This is a genomic window from Solwaraspora sp. WMMB335 (assembly GCF_049179075.1).
Taxonomy (GTDB): domain Bacteria; phylum Actinomycetota; class Actinomycetes; order Mycobacteriales; family Micromonosporaceae; genus Micromonospora_E.
This window is the reverse complement of the sequence record NZ_JBMHMF010000001.1, coordinates 2,447,890-2,470,453: the sequence shown is the minus strand read 5'-3', so window position 1 is coordinate 2,470,453 and position 22,564 is coordinate 2,447,890. Positions and strand designations below refer to the sequence as shown.

23 protein-coding genes and 1 pseudogene are annotated in these 22,564 nt (G+C 64.9%); 20 read left to right on the top strand and 4 right to left on the bottom strand.

What is annotated here, in order from left to right; genetic code table 11:
• The first annotated feature begins 112 nt into the window (after positions 1–112).
• From ACN27F_RS10455 to ACN27F_RS10415, 9 genes are all read left to right on the top strand, one after another.
• The gene (locus ACN27F_RS10455) at positions 113–1,075 is read left to right on the top strand and encodes a hypothetical protein (protein WP_421432984.1); all 963 of its coding nucleotides are present in this window, start codon (positions 113–115) and stop codon (positions 1,073–1,075) included.
• Between the two features lie 208 nt (positions 1,076–1,283).
• The gene (locus ACN27F_RS10450; protein WP_421432982.1) at positions 1,284–2,444 is read left to right on the top strand and encodes a hypothetical protein; all 1,161 of its coding nucleotides are present in this window, start codon (positions 1,284–1,286) and stop codon (positions 2,442–2,444) included.
• 38 nt (positions 2,445–2,482) lie between these two features.
• Positions 2,483–3,700, top strand: a complete 1,218-nt coding sequence (locus ACN27F_RS10445; RefSeq protein ID WP_421432979.1) for an ATP-grasp domain-containing protein — start codon at positions 2,483–2,485, stop codon at positions 3,698–3,700.
• Positions 3,701–3,811: 111 nt separating this feature from the next.
• Positions 3,812–5,152 (top strand): DUF6002 family protein, encoded by a 1,341-nt coding sequence (locus ACN27F_RS10440; protein WP_421432977.1) that lies wholly within the window; start codon positions 3,812–3,814, stop codon positions 5,150–5,152.
• A gap of 42 nt (positions 5,153–5,194) precedes the next feature.
• Positions 5,195–6,385 (top strand): GNAT family N-acetyltransferase, encoded by a 1,191-nt coding sequence (locus ACN27F_RS10435; RefSeq protein WP_421432975.1) that lies wholly within the window; start codon positions 5,195–5,197, stop codon positions 6,383–6,385.
• Positions 6,386–6,457: 72 nt separating this feature from the next.
• Positions 6,458–6,988 carry a thiamine pyrophosphate-binding protein gene (locus ACN27F_RS10430; RefSeq protein WP_421432972.1) on the top strand — a complete coding sequence of 177 codons (531 nt, stop codon included), beginning with the start codon at positions 6,458–6,460 and terminating at the stop codon, positions 6,986–6,988.
• Complete coding sequence (locus ACN27F_RS10425; protein ID WP_421432971.1) at positions 6,985–7,566, top strand: thiamine pyrophosphate-dependent enzyme; 582 nt, start codon at positions 6,985–6,987, stop codon at positions 7,564–7,566. Before ACN27F_RS10430 ends, ACN27F_RS10425 begins: the two co-directional genes overlap by 4 nt.
• Before the next feature lie 12 nt (positions 7,567–7,578).
• Positions 7,579–8,778 carry an ATP-grasp domain-containing protein gene (locus tag ACN27F_RS10420; protein ID WP_421432969.1) on the top strand — a complete coding sequence of 400 codons (1,200 nt, stop codon included), beginning with the start codon at positions 7,579–7,581 and terminating at the stop codon, positions 8,776–8,778.
• A gap of 25 nt (positions 8,779–8,803) precedes the next feature.
• Positions 8,804–11,959 carry a lantibiotic dehydratase gene (locus ACN27F_RS10415; RefSeq protein ID WP_421432967.1) on the top strand — a complete coding sequence of 1,052 codons (3,156 nt, stop codon included), beginning with the start codon at positions 8,804–8,806 and terminating at the stop codon, positions 11,957–11,959.
• A 130-nt stretch (positions 11,960–12,089) separates the two neighbouring features.
• Here the strand turns inward: ACN27F_RS10415 and ACN27F_RS10410 are convergent.
• The 4 genes and pseudogenes from ACN27F_RS10410 to ACN27F_RS10395 form a co-directional block, all read right to left on the bottom strand.
• Positions 12,090–12,260, bottom strand: a pseudogene (locus ACN27F_RS10410) (transposase); the annotation flags it as partial.
• 668 nt (positions 12,261–12,928) lie between these two features.
• Positions 12,929–13,333 (bottom strand): winged helix-turn-helix domain-containing protein, encoded by a 405-nt coding sequence (locus ACN27F_RS10405; protein WP_421440088.1) that lies wholly within the window; start codon positions 13,331–13,333, stop codon positions 12,929–12,931.
• Between the two features lie 113 nt (positions 13,334–13,446).
• Positions 13,447–13,776 (bottom strand): hypothetical protein, encoded by a 330-nt coding sequence (locus ACN27F_RS10400; protein WP_421432965.1) that lies wholly within the window; start codon positions 13,774–13,776, stop codon positions 13,447–13,449.
• Positions 13,777–13,952: 176 nt separating this feature from the next.
• The gene (locus ACN27F_RS10395) at positions 13,953–14,219 is read right to left on the bottom strand and encodes a hypothetical protein (protein ID WP_421432963.1); all 267 of its coding nucleotides are present in this window, start codon (positions 14,217–14,219) and stop codon (positions 13,953–13,955) included.
• A 585-nt stretch (positions 14,220–14,804) separates the two neighbouring features.
• Between ACN27F_RS10395 and ACN27F_RS10390 the strand changes: the two genes are divergently transcribed.
• The 11 genes from ACN27F_RS10390 to ACN27F_RS10340 all read left to right on the top strand — a co-directional run bounded on the left by ACN27F_RS10390 (position 14,805) and on the right by ACN27F_RS10340 (position 22,561).
• A complete protein-coding gene (locus ACN27F_RS10390) occupies positions 14,805–15,356 on the top strand; it encodes a hypothetical protein (protein WP_421432960.1) in 552 nt (183 codons plus the stop codon).
• A 464-nt stretch (positions 15,357–15,820) separates the two neighbouring features.
• Positions 15,821–16,267, top strand: coding sequence for a hypothetical protein (locus ACN27F_RS10385; protein WP_421432958.1), 447 nt, complete (start codon positions 15,821–15,823; stop codon positions 16,265–16,267).
• Entirely contained in the window at positions 16,264–16,920 is a 657-nt protein-coding gene (locus ACN27F_RS10380) for an SAF domain-containing protein (protein WP_421432956.1), read from the top strand. The genes ACN27F_RS10385 and ACN27F_RS10380 overlap by 4 nt, the downstream gene beginning before the upstream one ends.
• Positions 16,921–16,964: 44 nt before the next feature.
• Positions 16,965–17,723, top strand: a complete 759-nt coding sequence (locus ACN27F_RS10375) for a ParA family protein (RefSeq protein ID WP_421432953.1) — start codon at positions 16,965–16,967, stop codon at positions 17,721–17,723.
• Entirely contained in the window at positions 17,710–19,242 is a 1,533-nt protein-coding gene (locus ACN27F_RS10370) for an ATPase, T2SS/T4P/T4SS family (RefSeq protein WP_421432951.1), read from the top strand. The genes ACN27F_RS10375 and ACN27F_RS10370 overlap by 14 nt, the downstream gene beginning before the upstream one ends.
• Positions 19,239–20,141, top strand: coding sequence for a type II secretion system F family protein (locus ACN27F_RS10365; protein WP_421432949.1), 903 nt, complete (start codon positions 19,239–19,241; stop codon positions 20,139–20,141). The genes ACN27F_RS10370 and ACN27F_RS10365 overlap by 4 nt, the downstream gene beginning before the upstream one ends.
• On the top strand, positions 20,138–21,025 hold the full coding sequence (locus ACN27F_RS10360; RefSeq protein WP_421432947.1) for a type II secretion system F family protein: 888 nt from the start codon (positions 20,138–20,140) through the stop codon (positions 21,023–21,025). The genes ACN27F_RS10365 and ACN27F_RS10360 overlap by 4 nt, the downstream gene beginning before the upstream one ends.
• Positions 21,026–21,046: 21 nt before the next feature.
• Entirely contained in the window at positions 21,047–21,259 is a 213-nt protein-coding gene (locus tag ACN27F_RS10355; protein ID WP_421432945.1) for a hypothetical protein, read from the top strand.
• The gene (locus ACN27F_RS10350) at positions 21,208–21,699 is read left to right on the top strand and encodes a TadE family protein (protein WP_421432942.1); all 492 of its coding nucleotides are present in this window, start codon (positions 21,208–21,210) and stop codon (positions 21,697–21,699) included. The genes ACN27F_RS10355 and ACN27F_RS10350 overlap by 52 nt, the downstream gene beginning before the upstream one ends.
• Positions 21,696–22,130, top strand: a complete 435-nt coding sequence (locus tag ACN27F_RS10345) for a TadE/TadG family type IV pilus assembly protein (protein WP_421432939.1) — start codon at positions 21,696–21,698, stop codon at positions 22,128–22,130. The genes ACN27F_RS10350 and ACN27F_RS10345 overlap by 4 nt, the downstream gene beginning before the upstream one ends.
• Positions 22,127–22,561, top strand: a complete 435-nt coding sequence (locus tag ACN27F_RS10340) for a pilus assembly protein TadG-related protein (protein WP_421432937.1) — start codon at positions 22,127–22,129, stop codon at positions 22,559–22,561. Before ACN27F_RS10345 ends, ACN27F_RS10340 begins: the two co-directional genes overlap by 4 nt.
• Positions 22,562–22,564: the final 3 nt, after the last annotated feature.

The following is a 22,564-nucleotide window of genomic DNA, read 5'->3' as shown; positions in this document are numbered from 1 at the left end:
AGGACATCTGTGCTCACGCTGCACATGAAACCCTGGCCAAAGCTCATTCTTGTCCACCCGCCGGCAACGATGATTGTAGACAGCTCGGACAAAGAAATGAGCCCCCAACTGCATGGAGGTGAGTACGACGACTACGCTTTATAGTGCGACCCGCCTGCAACTGCGCGGATTCGGCCTACCCGCTGGCGACACCGAGCCGGTTGATTCCACGATGACCTTCCCTGACGGCGGCCACTATCGCATCGAGGTTCCCACGGTGAACTCAGCGGAGGCGGCAGGCCGGATCCTGGCAGAAAGCCAGCGACGCGGTTTCACCATCAACCGAATCACCGAAACGTTCGGCATGTTTCGCCACACGGCCGACGAGATCCGCCAGTACGTCGATCTCGGCGCACAATACGGCGCGGAAATCCTGATGTCAGTCGGCCCTCGGGCCACCTACGATATTGGCGGCGGAGTTCAGACGCCAGAAGGAGCCCGAACCGGCTATCGCCTGCGTGGTCAGGAACAGGTTGTGCGGGCTATCGAAGATATCAAGCGAGCAATCGACTTGGGCGTACGTGGCTTTGTCGTATACGACGAGGGCCTAGTGTGGGTGGTAGACCAAATGCGCAAGGCGGGCCAACTTCCCGCTCACATCCATCTGAAAGCCTCCGCGCACTGCGGTCACGGCAACCCTGCCTCCGCACGAATTCTAGAGATGCTGGGCGCGAACAGCTTCAACCCAGTGCGCGACCTGACGTTGCCCATGATCGGCGCGCTCCGCGCTACCGTCTCTATCCCAATCGACATTCATGTCGACAACCCTCGCCTCTCGGGTGGGTTTGTGCGAACGTTTGACGCCCCAGAGTTCGTCCGGATCGCCTCACCGGTATACCTCAAGACCGGGAACAGCGCGTTGGACGGCCATGGCACCAAACCCACGACCAGCCAGGTTGACGACATTGTGACCCAAGTCGAGGTTGTGTCCGAGTTCCTCGCCCGGTACCGGCCCGAAGCTTGCCAGTCACCCGTCGACACGACCAAGAACAGGCGGGGTCGGCGTCCTCTGGAAGCGGCCGCCACACCGATCTGACCGGCAGATCTACTTTCGCAGAGAGGAGTGCATATCGATGAGTTCCACGTCCGTCTCGTGGTTCGGCGAGTATGAGCCGCGGACCGGGGGTCCGACGCCCCGGAAATTGGCCGTAACATTCGAGAACGAGCTCGCTGAAATAGCCAGGACCCGCTTCCCTAGAGCGTTCGAACCGATGGTCGTCCCTTTGCAGTCGTACCGAGACCTCATGCATGCCACCGAACGGCTGCTCGAACTCCAACTCAGGGCAGTTATGCATCTCGCGCCCGACTATCGTGGCCGGCTCAAGGCACTGAAGGGCGATCCGGCGGACTTCCCGCGATTCACCGACGACAACGATTTCGAGATCGCGCACGCGATCGACATGTCGCGCGCGGACGTAGTCGTCGCGGAGGACGGCCCAAAGTTCGTCGAGTTCAACGTCGGAGCGGGCGTCGGGGCCGCATTGGAATACGAGTTGGAACACCGCATCTGGCAGAGGCTCCGCCGGGAGGCTGGCGCAGCTCCGTTGACCGCGAAGAGCTTGTACCAGCTAATCGCGTCACTTGTGGAACGAACCTGCGCAGATATAGGAATCGAACCAGCTGCGCTGCTGGTTGGCTCGCTCGATGACCCAGCCAAGACGACGCGGTACTTCAACGCCCAGATCAAACTCCTCCAGGAGTACGGCGTCCAGGCACGGTACGCCGACCTGAATGAGCTGGCTAAGGAAATGGGCTCGACAAGTGGCCGTCAGTTGGTCGGCATCATGCAGTTCTCAGAGCGGGAGGCTAACAGCTGCGGCTGGGACCTGTCCGGGCTTGCGTCAGCAATGCGAAGCGGCCTAGTCGGCATACCGTCGCAAACGGCTCGCCTGGTGGATTCAAAAAAGGTGCTGGCTATGGTATCTGAAGGCTTCGACTGGATGACCGCCGAGGACCGAGACCTGGTGCGGCGCTACGTTCCGTGGAGCCGGACGATGGGTGATCGACGAGTCGCCTGGCGGGGCGAGACATACGAGCTGCCCCAGTTGCTCATAGACCGGCAGGAGCACTTCGTACTCAAGGGCGCTGCAGGCTACTCGTCGCAGGAAGTGTTCTTCGGCCTGAATACCTCGGCACAGGAATGGGGGGACCTCGTGCGACAGTCGGTGGATTCCGAGTATTTAGTCGCGCAGGAGGTCGTTTATCCCGTAAGGCGTCCGATCCAGGCACTAATCGACGAGGCCGGCCACGTCGAAACCGTAATAGCCAATCCTCGGATCTCGCCATTCTGCGCTGGCGGAGTCGCGACGGGCTGCTCGATGCGGTTTAACCCTACGGATCAAATCGGACCAGTGACCCGGCCGTACGGCGCATGGCCAGGAGTCCTGATGGGTGCTCCCGTCTGACGACGGCGCTCTCCACTACTATTAAAAATGGAGGTGCCGTGCGCATCCTGGTCTTGCATAGTCTTTCAGACTCCTTCGCGGGCTACTCCGCAAACATCGATCATTTCCAGCACGAGGTAACCTACGTCGGCACTGCCGACCGGCTGACAACGGTGCCCCACAGTGTTCCGCTTCGCGCGATCGAGCGTTCCGGTAGCGGTGACACAGCCCAGGAGGTGCTCTCCGCCGTGGCTGGTCGGCCGGCTCCGGACGTCGTTCTCGCTCTGTCGGAATTCGACCTGATCCCGGCAGCACACATACGTGAATCGCTCGGCGTTCCCGGTCCGACCGTGAGGGAGGTTTTGCCTTCCAGGGACAAGGTGGTGATGAAGTCGGCAGTGGCGGCCGCCGGCGTCCGAGTGCCACGCTTCATGTCACTCGCTAGCGCGGTCCGTTGTGGTGCGTCGTCGCTTCCCTGGACCGGGTCCACTGTTGTGAAGCCAGTTGCAGGTGCGTCCAGCGCAGGTGTCGTCACGTTCCCTTCGCCCGGCACCGCCCTAGAGGCCGTCAGCGAAGCGGGCTCGTCCGGCCAAGTCGAGGACTGGGAGATCGAGGAGTTCGTCGATGGCCGAGTACTGCATATCGACGGCCTGATGGCCGGTGGCACCCTGGCCGTCATCCAGGCCAGCCGGTACGTAGGAACGTGCCTCGGCTATGCGTACGGCGCGCCCCTGGGGTCGATACAGACAGAGACAGGAGGCGCCCTGGCTGACTGGTCGCTGTCCTGTCTTAAGGCGGTCGGCATCATCGACGGCCCCTTCCACCTTGAGGCGATCGAGTCTTCAGATGGGTTGGTCTTCCTGGAGGTTGCGGCACGGTGCGGCAGCGGAGGCACCATGGACACCTTCGAATTGGCCACCGGCGTCCGGTTACCCGGGGCGGCGATCCGTCTAGCCGTGGAAGGCGCATCCGCTCTGCCACCGCCGAGATTGCCGGAGGCCGAGGAGAGGTTCGGTTGGTTCACGTTCCCGGGGCATACGCTGGGCACCCCGTACTGCCGCATTTCTGGGCTTGACGAGTTTCGCGATGGTCCCCTGATACGGCGCTGGGTCGAGCGGAGAAATGCTAAACCACTCAGGCCGACTATCTCGTACGCGTTCGCCCACGTGCCGCTAGGCGGGCTGATAGGACCGGGTTCGACGGAATCTCTGGAGCGGTATCTAACTGACTTGTTTGAGTCGGTGCGGGTTCTCCCGCACGGTCCGTCGGCCGAATAAACCAGCGTTCGAGTTACGTCGATAGAGCTCAGTGCAAATGGAACTCTACAAAAGTCAATGCTAGCGGCCGATCGGCAACGGAGCACTTTATGAGTCGCGAGGGGGATTGAGATGAAGATTGACAACACTCTTGTCACATACTATGCGCAGGTGCAATCCGCGCTACAGGCACTGCTCGGCGGCGAGGAGCGTACTTCTGCCGATTTCACACCGGGAATCGGCCTGCCTGAACTGACCCCGGCCATGCGCGAGTACTTGTCCGTCTCTTCTGCGGCAATCAGCCTGATGCCGGAGTACCAGGGGCGGAAGCTGTCGCTTCTCGATCTCACCTGCAATCCGGGCACCAGAACGACCAAGACCTTTGCGTCGCTGGTCATGGTCGCACGAGCGATCCGTTTCATCCAATACACCGGCCAGCGGGTAACTCTCATCTCGCCGTCTTCGGCGAACAAGGCCACCGCATTGCGTGACGCTGTCCTGAGCGCGATTATGCTGGGCTTGGTCACAGCCGAGCAGCTCAACATCATCGTCGTCGTTCCTGCCGCGTCGGGGCACAAGCTCCGCGCCACGGAACTCGCCACCCAACCCGACCTGCGCATCCGTAATCCGATCGCCGTATACACAGGTTCGAAGCCTGATGCGGTCAAGGCTCTCGCCCAGGGAATGGTCGATCGGCACCGCATCTCGCTGGAGAAGGAGTCAAGCACCCACCTCTGGTACACGCTTAGGCTGGAGAACTATCTCGTCGGCGATGTGGTGCGGGCGCTTGTCGAGGCGGATCTTCATCCCCCAACCCCTAGCCACGACCGCCTGCACGTACACGCGGTATCTAGCGCGTACGGCCTGCTTGGGCACGCCTACGGACGCGAACTCCTCGGATCGCATGCGCCCGGACGGCCATCTCGATACTTTCTGGTTCAGCACCTTGGCACGGCGGACATGGTCGAAAGCCTGTACGCGGGCACCGCCGAAGGTCAAACGCCGGCGTACAAACTGAACAACCTCACGGGCCTATACGAGCAGCGGGAGAACCTTCGCTTTCCAACGGTCACATTCGACTCCCGCGAAGTCCTCGACACGACGTTCTACACCAAGGCACCAGTCACCTCGCCAAGGATGAACTCGCTCATCCACACCCAAGGCGGCGGCGGGATCGTTGTGTCCCTTGCAGAATGCCTGGAACGATACGGGCAGGTTCGCGCGCTCCTGGAGCCGACCGGCCTGCACGTTCCCGCGAACCCGACAGCGGTGCTGGAGTGGTCCCTCATCATGGCGATGACCGGAATTCTCAACGCCATTGATCGGGACCTCGTGCCCGATTGGGACATATTGGTCCACGGCTCCGGAATCTACTCTCGTGGAGAGTTCGATGCTCTCAGTCTCCGCGAGTTGCACCCGGTCCAGGACGCCGATTCACTGCGGGACATTGTCGCCAAGGCAGCTACGGCATAGTCGAACCGGCATCAGTTACCGCCATCGCCTTAGGGGGCTGGGTTGGATCAGAACGTTGTCGGATGGCCACCGCTGCAGTCGCGCGTCCCTGCGCATCAGCGGCTTCGTATTCGCGCTGGTTACGAGTGGCGCAACAGCAGCAATCCCATTCTGACCGCCTTGCGGGTCGGCTGGGACACGCGAAGCTGGGCTGAGTTCCCGGCCGTGCGTTCGCATGTCGGCGGGCTCTCCATCTCGTACGCGGGTTTACCTGAAGGAGTCGCATACACGCTAGAGTTCACCGAGCAGCGGCGGGAAAACGGCTCCGGTGACAGCGTTGTCCGGGAGTCCTCAACGATCCAGGGCAACAGCCTGTTGACGCCAAGGGCGTTGCCTGACGCAGACATCGTGATTGTCGGGACCAATGCAGCACGTGCCCGCCGGCTACCGAGGCCGTCGTCCCTGGTAGTTCCGATCCGGGTGCACTTCGTTGTGGACTTCGACGACGACACCGAAGCGGTGATGCTGCGCGCCTCCAAGCACAGCAGGCGCGACTTCCGCCAGCAGTCGCGCAAGTTTGACTGGGGCTTCGGCATCGCACGCGATAGCAGCTGGTTCGAGTACTTCTACGAACGGATGTACCAGGCAACCATGGCGCAGCGCTATGGCGGCCGGGCTCGCACTGAGAGCAGGGACACAGCGTACGAGTGCCTGTTTCGGTCGGGAATTCTCTTTTATTTGTCGATGAACGGCGAGCGCGTCGCCGGACACCTGTGCCACTGGGATCGGGCAACCGGCGTCCTGACATCGCGCCTGCTCGGAGTTCTTGATGGCCGTGAGGACTACTACGCGGCCGGCGCACTGAAGATCATGTACTTCCGAATGATCGAATGGGCTGGCCGAAATGGAGTCAAGCGGCTCGACCTGCAAGGCACCGAAGCCTTCTTGAGTAAGGGTACCTTTCAGATGAAGCGCCGTTACGGCACTCGGGTAATCCTGCCGCCAAACCATTTTGGCAACAAACGGCTGTGGCTCCAGGTTCGCCGAGACACACCCCAGGTGCGTGACTTTCTTGTTGCGAATCCCATACTCGCAGAGGGTGACGACAGCCTGCTCGAAGGGATCTATTTCTACGACGAGCGCCGACCTGCCCGGGTGGACTATCAGGCCGAGGCGCCTGGCGTGGATCGGGTAAGGCACGTGGATTTGGACATGTTTCTATCCGAGCGCCAGACGGCGCCGAATACGGACTAGGGCTGCCCGGCTACCCGGGTATAGCGTGCAGCCGCGAGCCATTTGAGGCTGGTGCAGCCGATACTCATCCGATTGAGAGGCATCAAACGCATGTTGGACAGGAAAGGCAGCAGTTGCGCATCCAGACTCGCAACTGCGCTCATCGAGCACGGATTCTCTCCGTTCGTCGGCACGCCGTGTGGCGTGCTCGCGCCCCTCTACGCTCAACTGCAGGCCGGGGCCGATCTGATAACCGTTTCCCGGGAGGACAACGCAGTGGGTGTTGCTGCTGGGAGCGCTCTGATGGGAAAATGCCCGGTCGTCCTGATGCAGAACTCAGGCCTGGGTCAATCGGTTAACGCCATTGCATCTCTGGTCACACCCTACGGAATCCCGCTGCTGTTCATCATCGGCATGCGCGGTGTCGCGCCAGACGCGACGAGTGAGAACGAGGTAATGGGGCGCCTGACCGAGCCAATTTTCCAGCAGTCGGCGATCCCCGCCGTTTGGCTAGATGAGGCTGGGCTAGCAGACCACGCCGAGTGGAGCCGGCAACTGGTTGTTAAGAAACGGACGGCAGCCGCCCTACTAGTCCGGCCGACGCTGTTTGGGTGGCAGCCATGAACAAGACCGACGCCATCGCCACGGTGATCCGGGAAACTACCGATGAGCCGGTAATTTTCACCACGGGATATTCCTGCCGTATCGCCCGGAGCATCGCCGATCGGGCCAACCACTTCTACATGACTGGCAGTATGGGACTCGCAGCCAACATTGGAATCGGTGTTGCTCTAGCGTCGCGGCGTCCCGTGGTGGTCGTCGACGGGGACGGCAGCCTCACGATGAATCCCAGCTGTTTGTTCACCGCCGGTGCGCTACCAGACCTGCGGTTGGTACACCTAGTCCTAGATGACCGAAGCTACGAATCCACAGGAGGACAGGCGGTCCCATCGGAGCGGATCCGCTTCGGCGCACTGGCACTTGCGGCCGGCTACCGTGACGCGTCGCAGACCGGCGATGTGGGCGGACTCAGCGAGCTGCTGCGCGCTGGACTCCGGTGTGCCGGCCCCACCTTTGTGCATTGTACAATCGATTCCATACAAGGGATGACGCCGCCGCCCCGGATCGAACCGGACCTCCGCTGGCTGGCCATGCGATTCACCGAGTACGTCAAGCCGGCGGCCTGTAGCGATAATCCCTAAGGAGCTGAAGCCGTGAAGACCCCTATCATCCTGCTTGACCGGCTGGGTTTCGACTCCTCCTATTACCGGACCCCAACGGGTGAGTCTCTATTTCCAGAGGACCGATTCGACGTTCGCCTGATCACCAGCGTCAAGAAGCTGCCCCTAGCGGTCGGCAACGCCTTACAATCAGTCGTCGCCACGCCGGGCTCAGAAATCGAGACGCTGCTGGAAGCGGGTCGGTATCAAAGCGCCTTCGGTGGAGCAAAGGCCGAAAGGGTAGTTGCATTGACGGAGCGCCAACTCCTACCGGCAGCGACGCTGCGGGAGGCGTTGGACATTCCAGGAGACCGGCCCGAGGATATTGTCATCTTCCGGGACAAGGTGCCGATGAAGGGGTTTCTTCGCGCCCGAGGCGTACGTGTGCCTTGCTTTGCGCCCTACTCGGCTGGCAACGCCCGCGACCTCCTCCAAAGGTTTGGCACTGTTGTCGTCAAGCCACGTCTAGACGCCGGTTCTAAGGACGTCAACATCGTCTGCACTGTGGCCGCCCTCGAACAGGTCGAGGCGCGATATCGCGACCGGCTTGCCGACTTCGAGGTGGAGGAGTTCATTGACGGGCGGATCTATCACATCGACAGCGTAGTGCAGAGTTCGCGCGTCTTGGTGGCGTCCGTTGGCAGGAGTGTATTTCCGACTACCAGCTATCAAAGCGGTAGCCACTACTGGGACATCGAGTTGGCGGAGGGCCCATTGCGGAACCGCCTGCTAGCGTTCAACCAGCGCGTCATCGAATGCTATCCGGACTTCACGGGCGTCATGCATCACGAGGCGTTCGTTTCGGACAATGAAGTCGTCTTCTGTGAGATCGCTGCGCGCTGGGGCGGGGGCGGCATACGCGCGGGTTTCCGTTTTCGCACCGGAATTGATCTCATCGCAACGATGCTAAACGCACAACTCGGCGGGCCGATACCGGCGTCAGCAGGGTGGAGCGACGAGATCACTGGGTTTTCGTTCCTCTACATCTCAGATCGGACCCTGACGCGGGACGTCACGCTAGACGAACCGTGGCTTGTGGACCTGCATCTGAGAGTCGGCCGTGGTGATAAATTGCCGCCGCCCCGGTCTCTGGAACAGGCCGCCGCCGTCATCACGGTGTCAGGAAGAGACGAGGCACAGGTTGCCGAACGGCTGGCCGCCGCCGAGGCGGAAATCACGCGTTGCTTCGGCTGACACAAACACAGAACAGGAGCGACAAATGGTTCATGAACTGCAGTTTCGGGCAGCCCGTTTCGGGATTGCGCGACTCTCGCTGCTTCCTGCCGAAACGGTCGACTCGCATATGCCCGAGGACCTGGAGGACACCGAGCAGCTGTGTGAATTCCTCCGCGTAGTGGCAGCCGATCCGGTCGCCCGGGAAGCAATCGCGGTGTCTAGCCTTTCTTTGGACGACACGCTGGAGGACGTGGCCACCGGTCGCCCTTTGAAGCCTGCGCAGCTGCGCCGTGCAGCAGCCGTGGCGGCCCGTTACCTAAATCGGATGCGTCGGCGTGCGACGCCTTTCGGGCTGATGGCCGGGGTCGCCTCGTTGCGCTTCGGTGACCGGGCCACGGTTGCAATCGGCGCAGCGCATCGCAAGCACGTGCGCCCGGACATGGGCTGGCTGACCGAGGTCGTCCGTGGCCTGCACAGAGATCCAGAGGTTCTCGCCGAGCTGCGTGTCGTCGCCAACGACCTGTGCGCCGAACGGGACGATCGGCTGGTCGTCCCGCGACTGCTCGGCGCGGAGGGCCTGCACCCTCAAGACAAAGCTGAGGATGAAGTCGTATGCACCGCCCCGGTTCGGCGAGCGATGACCGGCGCACAGGCTCCCATCTGCTACGTCGATCTGGTCCGCCAAGTCTCCGCAGACTTCCCGGGCATGACGGAGAACGCGGTTCAAGCCGTGCTGGCCAACCTGGTTGAACGGCGATTTCTGCTGAGCGATCTGCAGCCGCCGGTGACCTCCGGTGACCCGCTGCGGCACGTTCTCGAGGTCCTCGCCCGCCTGCCAACACACCCGGCGCGTGAGGCACTCACGGATATCGAACGGAAGTTGGACCAATACGGAACGACACCCGTCGGCGAGGGCCGTCAGGTCCTGCGCGACGCCGCCACCGCGATGCGCCAGATCCACGTCAACGACCGACCGCTCCAGGTCGACCTTGCTGTGGACGCGCAGCTTGTGCTTCCTGTGCAGGTGGCGGACGAACTCGAGCGAGCGGCGACCTTCGCATGGCGATCGGCTCCGCCGCAGGAGTCCGCATTAGCCAGCTACCGGGAGGAGTTCATCGCCCGCTACGGACTCCGCGGACTCGTGCCGATCAAGGAGCTTCTTGACCCGCACACCGGGCTTGGAGCGCCAGCCGGATACATGATCCCGCCCAGTCACCGGGCACCAGCACGACCGAACGTAGCGTTGGGAGACCGAGATGTACTGATGTGCGGCATCGCCCAGCGAGCGACCGGCCTTCACGAACGGGAGGTTTACATTGACGAGGAACTAGCCGAACGGCTTACTTGGCGCGATGCTGACCAACCAGCGGCGTACGTCGAACCGTGTGCAGGACTGTTCGCGGACTCCCCGGAGCGGCTCCGCGCTGGCGAGTTCCGTCTACTCCTCTCCTCGATGAACTACACTCGCCCTGGTGCTATGTTCGGACGATTCCTGCGCCTCCTGCCCGATCTGCACGACGCGCTGGCCGCTCATCTCGAGGAGTTGGCGCATGGGTGGCCAGGGGCGCATCCGATTCAACTCGTCGGCGCTACGATCAGCGCGCGCAGTTTGAACGTCGTCCAGGTACCGCAAGCAGTTCGCTATGTCCTGAGCGCTGGCCTATTCGCCGACCCCACTGACCCTTATACTTCGCAGCCCCACGACCTGGCCGTCGGAGCTCGCCCGGACCGAATGTTCGTCGTCTCGCTATCCGCGGGGCGGGAGGTCGTGCCGCTAGTCCTCCACGCTAACCAGATCGGCCCGGACACGCCTAACATCGTCCGGTTCCTATTTCAGATCGGCGCACTCCGCACGCCCAAGTGGCCACTCTGGGACTGGGGCCCAGCTGCGGACCGGCTGCCCTTCCTGCCCCGGATCCGGTACGGCCGGACCGTTCTTTCGTCCGCCCGCTGGCTGCCTTGCCCTCAACTACGCGATCCCGCGCTAACCGTCAAAGACTGGCAGAACGCGGTCCACCGCTGGCGGGACGACTGGAGGGTCCCTGATCGCGTAGAGGTGGCTCGAGGCGACCTGCGGCTGCCACTGGACCTCAGCTCGGCCGCCGACCTGCTCCTGCTTCGCGCCGAACTGCAAGGGAGTGAGCGAAGTACGGTGATCCGGGAAGAGCCGCTCGGCGGTGAATACGGCACCGGGTGGGCCGCTGGTCATACGGCCGAGGTGGCCGTCCCACTTCGGCCTGTCCTGTCACGCTCCATCCCTCCAGTGAAACTACCGCCGCGAGTCGAGGCTGCCATCGACGGGACGACGAATCGGCCTGTCCATCGACCGGGCGGTGAGTGGCTCTACCTAAGGATCGGCGCCACCGCAGACCGACATGACGACATACTCGTCCGACATCTGCCAGCGTTGCTGGAGCACGCGGACCGGGTCGCCGACCGCTGGCACTTCATCCGCTACGACGCCGGCGGACCCCACCTACGGATCCGTTTTCACGGCATACCGGCCGACCTTCACACAGAACTGTTGCCTGCCGTGCACGACTGGGCGGACCGGCTCGCGGCGGGGGGAATGATGAACGACCTCGAAGTCGGCACCTATCGTCCGGAGGTCGCACGTTACGGTGGGCCTGATGCAATCGATGTCGCCGAGCAGGCGTTCTGCGCCGACTCCCGCGCAGTCATCGAGCAGCTCGCGCTGCGCGGGCAAGGCCTGCTAAATCTCCCGGTAGAGCTGCTGCTTGCGGCGAACTACCTCGATCTGGTGGCCCAGTTGCACGGGGAAGGGTGGCAGGACTGGCTGCTCGCAGGCTACCCGAAGGGCAGGCACCACCAAGTCTTCCAGCGCCACCGGCGCGAAGCTGTCCGGCTACTTGGCTCCGGCGGGAGTCAGTACAGACTTGCGGATCTGCCCGGCGGTGAGAACCTGACCCGCATCTGGGAACGCCGGGCACCATCGATCGCCCAGTATGGCGACGCCCTGCGGGCGTTGGCTGCCAAGGGCCAGATTGCCTTTCCTTCGTCCCAGTTGCGCAGTGTCCTGCACATGCACCACAACCGACTAGCGGGGATTAGCCCAGACACCGAGCAGGGCTCCTACGCGGTCGCCCGTGGCGTCCTGCAGGCTGTCATGGACAGGAGCGGGGCACGCCCGGTGGCAGGGAGCGCGCAAGAGCTGTCGGGCCGCGTCGCGCAAGCATGACAATCCGATGTGGCGATCTTTGCCGAATAGGGGCTTCACCGAGCGGCTCAGAGCGTGTTTGAGATGGGTTTGTCAACGACATTTGAAATTTGGCTCTGGCGAATATTTTGTGATTGGTCTTGGCGGTCGCTCAGGCTGCTGCGAGGACGTGTTTGCGGAGGAGGTCGAGGTTCGCGCGGCCGTACATTTGCCGTTTGATCGTCTTGATGCGGTTGACCTGGCCTTCGACTGGGCCTGAGCTCCAGGGCTGGGTGAGGCCGGCGATGACGGCGTCGCGGTCGCTGACCGGGCCGGCGGCGAAGCCGCGGAGTTCGGGGTATCCGCAGTTGCGGGCGCGGTCGATCCGGGTACGGCACCCGGACGGTCACGGGGGTGGGTCGGGTGCAATTCGTGGCGAGCCAGTCCCGTAGTACGGGCAGGCTGCCCGGGTAGCCGCGGGCCAGGATCTCGGCGTGCAGGTCGGCTGTCTGGTGGACGCCGTCGGTGAGTCGTTGCCGCAGGTAGGGGTGGAACAGGGCGAGGACGCTGGGTCGGCTGCTGGTGTTCGGGCCGATCAACGCCTCGGCGGTGGCGGCGCGGGCGTATCTGCGGGCGGTCCTGACGTTCATGTCGAGCCGGCGGGCTGTCGCTTTGATCGAGAGTCCTTCGGCTCGTAGGGCGTGTACGGCGGCGTGGCGGTGGCGGGTGTTGTCCGCCCGGCGTCCCGTCCCGGCCGTCTCGCCCAGGGCAGGTGCGGCCAGGGCTGGTGTCGGGTCGGTGTGCGTCTGCAGGCACCGGCGGTGTCCACGGACGACCTTCTCGACGGTGTCACTCAGGTTCTTGAGTAGGGCGCTGGTGGGCCGCCGGAGAAGGACCCGCAACCCCTGCAGGCACCTCGCCAGCGGCCCACCAGTGCCCTGCTGCTCCTCGGCGGTCGCAGGGTCTGACCCGCCTCGTCCTGAAAGCAGATCCACGCACCCCGCGCCGCCGCTAGCCTTTTACCGCCGGCCACCTCCGACGCCGCCATGCCGCGATCGCCCGCTCGTCACGCTCGACCGCCCGTCGCGCGGGAACCTGCAGGCTGTAACCCATCCGGTGCAGCAGATACGACACGCCGCGCAGCGTGTACCCGACCCCGAAGTGACGCCGGATCAGTTCCGCGACCCGGGCCAGGGTCCAGCGGGCATCGTCCCAACCGTGCACAACCGGCCCCTCGTCCAGGAACCCGACAAGCTGTCGCTGCTGCTGCGCGGTGAGTTTGCAGTCGGCTCCACCAGGCCCGGCCGAGGCCAGCGCCCTGGCCCCGCCGGCGATCCACCGCCGTCGCCACTCACGCACCGACTTCTCCGAAACCCGCAGCTCAGATGCGATCTCTCCGGTCGGCAACCGATCCACATCCAACCGCACCCCACCCACCGGTCCTCGACGAACAAGGTCACGGTCCGTTCCCGGACCGCTTGCCGCCGCGCCCTGGCCGCCACGCCGACAAGCCGACGAACATCAACCTTTCAGGCTCTGTTGCCGTCATCCCGGCCGTCAGCGTCACCGCGCAACGCGCGGCCCAGCGAATGAATCGTTTCCAGCCGGCGCAGCCCTGCCTTCGAGAGCGTCAACACCCGGTGCCCGTCAACGAAGGTCTCCCGTGCGAGACCGCTGTCAACCAGCCGAGCGACAGTGCGGGTGACCTCGCCGTCGCCGATGCGGCTGCCGGTCCACGCGGTGATCGCTGCACCCAGCTCGCCGTACCGCATCGGACGCTCACCGAGACAGATCACGGCACCAATAACATATTGATACTGTACGATGTCACGGATTTCTAGCAGGTCTCCGAACTCCATTGCGTCCCCCGGTGCTGCGTCGCCGCCCGCCGCTGTGTCTGTCCCAACGTGTCGGCTACCCGACAGTAGAGCATCAATGTGTAGGCGATCCGTGTCTTGCTGTCAAGGCAATAGGGAGCGTTTCATCCCGTTTCGGGTGTTCTCTATAGTATTTACTGTTTGATTGGTCACTATCTCTATGCGGATCGGTTGGAAGTACCGAGGCCGATGATCTCTTCGACGAGATCGCAGAGCCTCCTACCCTTGTGGGTCAGTCTGAGTGATGGCTCTGCCGTTGGGTTCGGGCTCGCGACCTGGGTGACAGCGCCCGTGCTCGCGAGCGCCGAAATTGCCGTATCGATAGCGTCACCGTACGTGCTGAGGGTTGGGCACTGTCTGGGGGCGCGGCCATCCTTGGCGGCAAGCAGCACATCGACAATCAGCGGGGTGCTGAAGAAATCCATCACGGAGCGTAGTTCGCTTCTATCTTCTCGGATCTCCATTTGGCACTTCCTTACGGGCGGCGGCTCTCTCGCTGATGTCGGTGAGTGGCGGCCATCGGCCGTACTCCGAGGGTACTGAAGGGACGGTGCAAGGGGAAGGTCCTTGTTGATCTACCTCTGCCTCCGGCAAAGCCGGCAGATACCGAGAGTAGTGATGTATCGAGATGTGTGATCGACTGCTTTCGGTTGGCCGCATCTGTGATCGCCGGACCTGGGCCAGGGTGGGAAGCGGTAGATCCATCGCCGCTGGGGACGCGCTTGTCGCAACGCACGTCCAGGTGCGCGGCGGAATGACCGTACCGCGGCGGCGTACCTAACGGTGCGTAGCGGTTCGGCGTTTATATGCGCTAAGACCAATGGGTGCGTCCTACCGTGCGGGGGAGGTGGCAACGGATGCGCAGTCGGTCAACGCTCATGTCCACACGACACCGTCTCCGACGGCAGCCGCGATGCTGGCGCCTGTTCATGCCGCCAAGCTGGAGTGGGGACATCATCCCCGACCGGTCGGCCGCCTCCGTGCGGTCGTGGAGGCAGGGAGGCACTCAGATGGCGACTCGGATCGAGCTGCGCGGCGCGTGGGTTTGCGTGCTGGGAATCGCGCTAGGCGTTCTGGCGGGGTGCACCCAGGCAGAGCCGGGTGCCGGCCCAGCCGACTCGGCGTCCCCCTCGGCTACGGCGTCCCCGACGCCGCCCTCGGAAGAGGACCAGGCCCGACGCGAGATTCTCGATACCTACAACGGCTACCTCGAGGCGTACATCAGGGCATCGGCGACCGCCGACTACCGCACCGAAGAACTGGCGACCTACGTCGGCGAGCCCTTGTTGGGCCAGCTGCTGAACAACCTGTTCAACATGTCGCGCAGCGGCGTGCGCAACGAGGGTCGGCCGGTCTGGAGCCCAACGGTGACGGAAGTTCGCCTTGCCGCGGACGAGGCGGTGATTCAGGACTGCTTCGACTCGACGAACTGGAACGCGGTCGGAGGAAAGGCGCAGCCAACCGCCCAGGCGAAGAGGTACCCCGTGGTCGCGAAGGTGAGGCGTGTCGACGACAACTGGTATGTGTACGAGTCGACCGCGGACAGAGGTTCGACATGCTGATCCGGATCCTGCGGCGCGCGGCACTAACGGCTGCCTTCGTCGCTGTCGGGCTCGGTGCGGTGGCGACCCCGGCTCAGGCGGACTACTGGGTGTGCCCCCCTGTGGGGGACTGCTATCTCGTGGTCGAGACGCCCGGTGAAGAGGGAGGCGGTGCGCCGCCTGGTGGGGGAGAGGGCGGTGGCACGCAGGAGTGCAGGTCGAACGGCGTCGTCGTTCCCTGCTGGCAGGCCGGCTGGGGGTATTTCAACCCTGCCGATGGCTGCTACTACATCCTCGAATCTCCGCAGCCGTCCGCGGGCGATCCAGCATGGGAGGGGCATGAGCCAGGCGATGGGGCGGTGTACCGGCAGCGGTGCTTTGGCGACGTGGTTGGTGCCCTTGTGTGGCGGGAGGATCCGCCGCCTGGCACGCCTGGGAGTCCTTCGCCGGCCGAGTTGGCGGCGCGGGCCATCAGGGAGCTTCCGATGCGCGGCGCTGAGATCGGCATCAGTCCCGATCCGTCGGGATCTGGCCTTGTGGGTCTGCCGATCTGGCTGTGGACCGCCGTCACGCCGCTGACCTGGGGACCGATCACGGCGACGGCGTCCGTGCCGGGACTGTCCGTTACCGCCAGGGGCCAGGCTACCGAGATCAGATGGGACATGGGAGACGGACGGTCGGTCACGTGCGAGAACCCAGGTACGCCGTACAACAAGGCCACGCATGGCGCTTCGGCGTCCACCACGTGTGGCTACCCCGGGTATTCCGTTCCCAGTCGTACGCAGCCCGATGGGCGGTACACGGTCGTCGCCACGACCACCTGGCACATCGAATGGTGGGTGGTTGGCGGCGGCGCGACTGGCGCCGAAACGGTGACTCGTGAGTCCAGCACATCAATTCGCATCGACGAGCTTCAGGTGGTGACCGGGTGACCACGACGGATGACCTTTCCAGCCTGCCCACGACGGCGATTCCGCAGCCGCGAGTGGTCCGCGTACGCACCGTACGCCGTGGCCGCCTCGGTGTTGCGGTGGCGCTCATGGCGGTGTGTGCCCTCGGCGCGGCGGCGCTGTTCGGGTACGTGAGCCGCACAGAGCCGTACCTGGCGATCGCCAGAGACGTGCCGGTGGGCGCCCAACTCGCCGCGGCCGACCTGGTCACCGTGCACTTGAACCCGAACGCCGGGATCGTGCCGGTACCGAGCAGCCGGGTCGACTCGGTGATCGGCATGTACACCTCGGTGACGCTGCTGTCCGGCAGTCTTCTGAATGCGTCTGCCCTGGTGGACAAGCCGTTTCCGGAGCCGGGTGACCAAGTGGTCGGGCTGTCCCTCAAAGCCGGTCAGATGCCGTCCACCACTGTGCGTCCGGGGTCGACCGTTCTGCTTGTTTCGACGGAGGAGACACGCCAGGACGGACCGGCGACGGCTGCGCCCACGATCCGCGCCACGGTGGTGCATGTCATCGCCGGGGCACGCGATGGCACGGCCACAGTGTCGGTCGCGGTCCGGGAGAGCGACGGCCCCATCGTCGCCCGGTTGGCTGCCCAAGGGCGACTGGTGCTCACTCTGACGGCGGGGAACTGACGATGGCGGTCATCTGCCTTGCGAGCGCCAAGGGATCTCCCGGAGTGACCACGACCGGTCTGGCCTTCACGCTGACCTGGTCGCGTCCAGTCGTGCTCGCCGAGTGCGATCCCGCTGGCGGAGACATCGGGGCCGGCTACCTGCGGCACCTGGAACTGGACGGCGGACATGGGCTCATTCAGCTTGTCGTGGCCGAGTTGCGGGGCCAGGCCAGCGAGCAGTTCTGGTCCCACCTGGTCGATTTGGACCCACCGGGGGCACGCCGTCTGCTGCTACCCGGCATCGCGACATCCGCCCAGGCGGCCAGCCTCGATCCCACCTGGCACTCCCTGGCGGGATTCTTCTCCTCGCTCGAACATGGCAACCCAGGCTTCGACGTCATCGTCGACTGCGGCCGGCTCGTCACCCCGTACGCCCCATGGCCGTTGCTCGGCCGGGCAGACCTCGTGCTGCTCGTGGTGAAGCCGACGCTGGCCTCGCTTCTGCCAGCCCGTGCCGTCGTGCAGACGCTCCTGTCGAGTGCGGGCCCTGCCGATGATGGGCGAATTGGGCTGGTGGTGGTCGGCGATGGAGATTACGACGACCGGGCCGTGGCCCGGCATCTCGGCGTACCGGTGATTGCTCACCTTCCGCACGACGACCGCTCCGCCCGCGTGCTCGCGCATGGCGGCACCGCTCGTACGCGCCGGCCGTTGCTACGCGCGGCGACGGCCGCCGAGGGCAAGGTCATGCGATCCATCAACGGCCGGCGCGAGCGTCTCCGCGGCCCCGGCATCTGGGAGGCTGTGCATGCCGACGTTTGAGCATCCGCGGTGGCGTGATCCGGTTGATGGGGCACCCACGACGGTGAGCGTGGCAGGCTCGGCGGGGAACGGGCACCCCAACGGGAGGGCCGCCGCGCTCGTCGTATCGCCTGCACCGTCGTCCTCTGCGGTGGTGGCCGAGCCTGACTACGCTGTGATTCGGTCGCTCCACAAATCGGTCAGCGACGAGTTGTCTCGGGTGCTGGCCGGGCGCGAGTACACCCGGTTGTCCGACCGCGAGGCAGAGGCGCGACGGATCGCATCGCGGCGCGTTGATGAGTATGTCGACCGGCAACGGGCGAGTGGGACGCCGCTGAGCGCCAGTTACGGGCAGCGGCTGCTGGACGGGGTACTCGCCGCGCTGTTGGGCCTCGGCCGACTTGATCGGCTGCTGCACGAGCCCTTCGACACCATCACCATTCTCGGATGTGACGGCGTCCGCGTGGAGCGTCCCGACGGTCGTGTCGATATCGAATCACCGGTGGCGGACAGCGACGAGGAACTTGTCCTGCTGCTCCAGGCACTCGCCCGCCGTGCCGGTGGCACCGAACGGGCGCTCACGAAGGACAAGCCCACGCTGAGCATGGAGATGCCCGGCGGGCAGCGGCTGGCGGCGACGTACCTCGTGACACAGCGGCCGGTAGCGGTCATCCGGAGCCACCAGATTCTCCAGGTCACGCTCGATGAACTCGTCACCCTCGACCAGGGGGACCCGAACAAGAGCGCCATGATCGATCCGCTTCTGCGGGACTTCCTACGCGCCGCGATGATGGCTGGCCTCAACATCATGGTCGCCGGCGTACCAGGAAGCGGCAAGACCAGCCTTCTGCGCGCGCTGGCCAGCGAGATCCCGGCTGACGAGTGGATGATCATCATGGAGGAGGCGCGGGAACTTGGTCTACACAAGACAGGCCGTCACCCCTGGGCAGTCTCTATGGAGACCAGGGAGGGCCACGGAGAGAGAGGATCGGACGGACGGCCCGTCGGGGAGATCACTCTCGATGACCTGATCCCGATCGGTCTGCAGCTCAACGCGCGGCGCATCATCGTCGGCGAGGTGCGGTCCCGGGAGGTCGTCGCCATGCTCCAGGCGATGGGCACGACCAACGGGTCTCTGTGCACCATCCACGCCCGCGAGCCCGGCCTTGTCTTCGACCGCGTTGTGGAGCTGGCGCTCAGCCACCGCGACGAACGGTCCGACCGGCGCGCGTACCTTCAGGTAGCCAACGCACTCGACCTGGTCGTGTATGTCAGCCTCGTCGACGAGAGCGCGATCGGAGGCCGCAAGCACCGCTTCGTGAGCCACGTGATCGAGGTCGGTGGCCTGGTGGAGGACGGCCGCCCACGCACCACGCAGGTCTTCGGCCCCGGCCTCGACGGACGCGCCGTGCCCATGCATCAACCGGATCGACTCAAACAACACTTCCGCCTTGTCGGCTATGACTCCACCGTGCTGACCGCCTACCGCAGCCGGGGCACCTGGCCACGGCCGTTACCTCGTCTCGGTGGGCCGTCATGAATCCGGTCCTCATCGCTGCATTGGTCGGTGCCGGTCTCATCGGCAGCCTCGCGCTGGGTATCACGGCGCTCGCCGGCACCGCCGAGCCGGACCGGCCACCGTCGCGATGGGCTGCGCGAGCCCGCTGGCTCTGGTACGGATCCGGCACTACCAGGCAAGCGCAGCGTCGTCACCAAGCCTGGGTGCTCGGTGCGTTCACGGCCGGAATCTTCGCCTGGATTATCAGCGGGGTTCCGGTCGCGGCCCCACTCGTCGCTCTCGCGGTCCCGGGCGTGCCCTGGCTGCTGTCTGCGGGAAAGGAGGAACAGCGCGCGATCACGCGCGTCGAGGCGGTAGAGGCATGGACCCGACGCCTGCGGGACGTGGAAGACTCCGGAGTTGGGCTCCAGGAAGCGATCGTCGGGACCGCGCAGACTGCCCCGACGGCGATCGCGTCCGAGGTTCAGATGCTCGCCGCGCGTGTCCAGGCCGGATGGGACGTAGAAGCGGCGCTCTACGAGTTCGCTGAAGCCCTCCGGGATCCGGTCAGCGACCAGGTGGTCGTCGCTCTCGCGCTGCATCTCAGCGACCGGGGTGCCAAGCTGACCGATGCGCTGACTGGTATCGCGGAAGCAGCGACCGACGAGGTCGCCATGCGGCGGGAGACCGCATCCAAGAGGGCTCGGGCGCGATTCCAGATCCGGTTCCTCACCATCGGGTCGGTCCTGCTGGTCGGGTTCGGCCTGGCCAGCGGTGAGTACACCGCCCCGTACGCCGACACCCGTGGCCAAGTCGTGCTCGCTGTCCTGGCATGCGCCTTCATCGGCTGCCTGTGGTGGGCACGGTCGCTGAGCCTGCCACCGGCAGAACAGAGGTTTCTGACCGCAGGCCCGAGCGCCGTCGAAGGGAGTCAGGCATGACACCCACCTGGATCGGCATCAGTGCCGGCCTCGGGGCAGGGTTCGGCCTCGCGGTGTTCCTCGCCGTCCACGAGCTACGCCCGGCCAGCCCATCGCTCGGCCCGGCATTGGCTCGGCTGCAACCTCCAAGCGGGGCAGGCGACGCGGTCCCCGGGCGGTCCGTGGCCATCGGCCGGCTGGCTGACCGTATGCGGAGGGTCATCCCAGCCACTGACCTGCGGCTACTAGGCCGCACCTCCGAGGAGTTCGTCACCAGCCTCATCGTGGCCGGACTGATCGGGCTAGCGGTACCGTCGGTCCTGCTCGGCCTGCTGACGCTGATGGGGCGTAGCTTCGGCACCGGCGTACCGGTCGGTGCCGCGGTCGGCTTCGCCGCGTTGCTCGTCCTCATCGTCTACCGGGACGTTGGGCACAAGGCCGCTTTCGCCAGGCGCGAATGCCGTCGGGCGGTGTGCACCTTCATCGACTTGGTTGCGCTGCAGCGTGCGGCGGGCCGTGGCACCGAGGAATCGCTCATCCGCGCGGCAAGCAAAGGCAGCGGCTGGGTCTTCGCCCGGATCCGGCAGACCCTGCTTCGAGCGGAGCTATCCGTCTCCGCCCCATGGGACGGGCTCAAGCAACTCGGCACCGACCTTGGTGTGCCAGAGCTCGGCGACCTCGGCGACATCATGCAGGCAGCCGGCGTCACCGGCGCGCAGGTCTACCGAACATTGCGTGCCCGAGCCACGTCACTACGGGCTCAGATCCGCACCGACGAGCTGGCCCACGCCGAACTGCGTACCTCGCAACTGGAGATCCCCGGCGCGCTGCTGCTGGTCGTGCTCATGCTGCTGGCGCTCTACCCCTTCGCGGCACGGCTACTTGCCGCGCCCGCCGTCAACTGACCATCGAAACAGGAGGCTGTCATGGACACCACCAGAGCTAGCTGGGCCGAGTACGCGCTGCGGCTGCTCGCGGCGCTGCACCGCGATGACCGAGGCGAAGTCGTGCCGACCGCGATCATCTACGCGGTCGCGGCTGTCGTCGCGCTCGCCCTGCTCACGGCCGCATCCGACTACGTGTACGGATGGATCGGGCTCTGGCCGGACGCCGCATCCCCGGCCGTACCCGCACCGTGAGTCACCCATCTGCTGAGCCCCTGAGCCGGCGCCGCCGACTCAGGGGCCCAGCCAGCGACCGGGGATCGACCAACATTGAGATGGCGATCCTGTTTCCCACCTTCGTCATGCTGATTCTCCTCGGCGTACAGGTCGCGATCGTCTTCTACGGGCGCACGGTCGCGTTGGCCGCCGCACAGCAGGGCGCCGCCGCCGAGTCGGCCTACGGGGCACCCGACGGTGCCGGCCACACACAGGCCAGCGCCTATCTGACCCGCATGGGCGACGTGCTCACCGACTGGGAAATAACGGTCACCCCCGTCACGGAAGGGGGAGGGGAGGCCACCGCGGTGCGCGTCACGACCACAGGGAACGTCATCGGCTGGTTGGGCATCCGGTTCACGGTCAGCCAGACCGCCTACAGCCCGATCGAGCGGTTCACCACGGAGAGCGATTCGTGAGACGGCGACAAGAGCGACAACGCGGCTCCGTCACCATCGAGCTGGCCATCCTGGCACCCAGCCTGCTGCTGGTAGCCAGCTTCGCCATGCTCGTCGGGCGGGTTTCCCTGGCAAACGCAGCGCTCGACGCGGCAACCTACTCCGCGGCACGGGCCGCGTCGCTCACCCGCGACGCCACCACCGCACAAAGCCGCGCGGAGTCTTCACTACAAACCACCCTGGACGCCCAGAACATCCACTGCCTCAACCTGCTCGTCAACGTGGACACCACCCAGTTCGCCCGCGATGTCGGCGAGCCGGCCAGCGTGACCGTCACCGTCGAATGCCGCGTCGACCTGTCCGCCGGCGCGATGCCCGGTACACCGACCTCACGATGGATCACGGCCGTCTACAGCTCACCGCTCGATCTCTTCCGAAGCAGAACCGGATGAACCGACGCCACTCGGCAAACTCGCCGGCCGGCCGCGACGCCGGCCGGATCGGGCTGTTCTACGCCGTCGTCCTGCCCGGCCTGATCGCCATGATCGGCCTGGCCGGAGACGGCGCCGGATACGTTCGCACCACCCAGAGGGCGGACAACATCGCTTCCGAAGCAGCCAGGGCGGGCGGACAAGCGATCCGACTACCCGAAGCCATCAACGGCGAGGTGAAGGAAGTCGACACTGCCAACGCCGTTGACGCCGTCGCGGACTATCTCGCCACCGCCGGAATCACCGACTGGCAGGCAACCGTAGCCGACGACGGCCAACAGCTCACCGTCACCGTCACCGTGCAGTACGACCCACTTCTCGTCGACGTCCTGCCCGGCATCACGACGATCCCCGCAACGTCGACCGTCACCGCAACCCTGTTGGTGGGATGACCC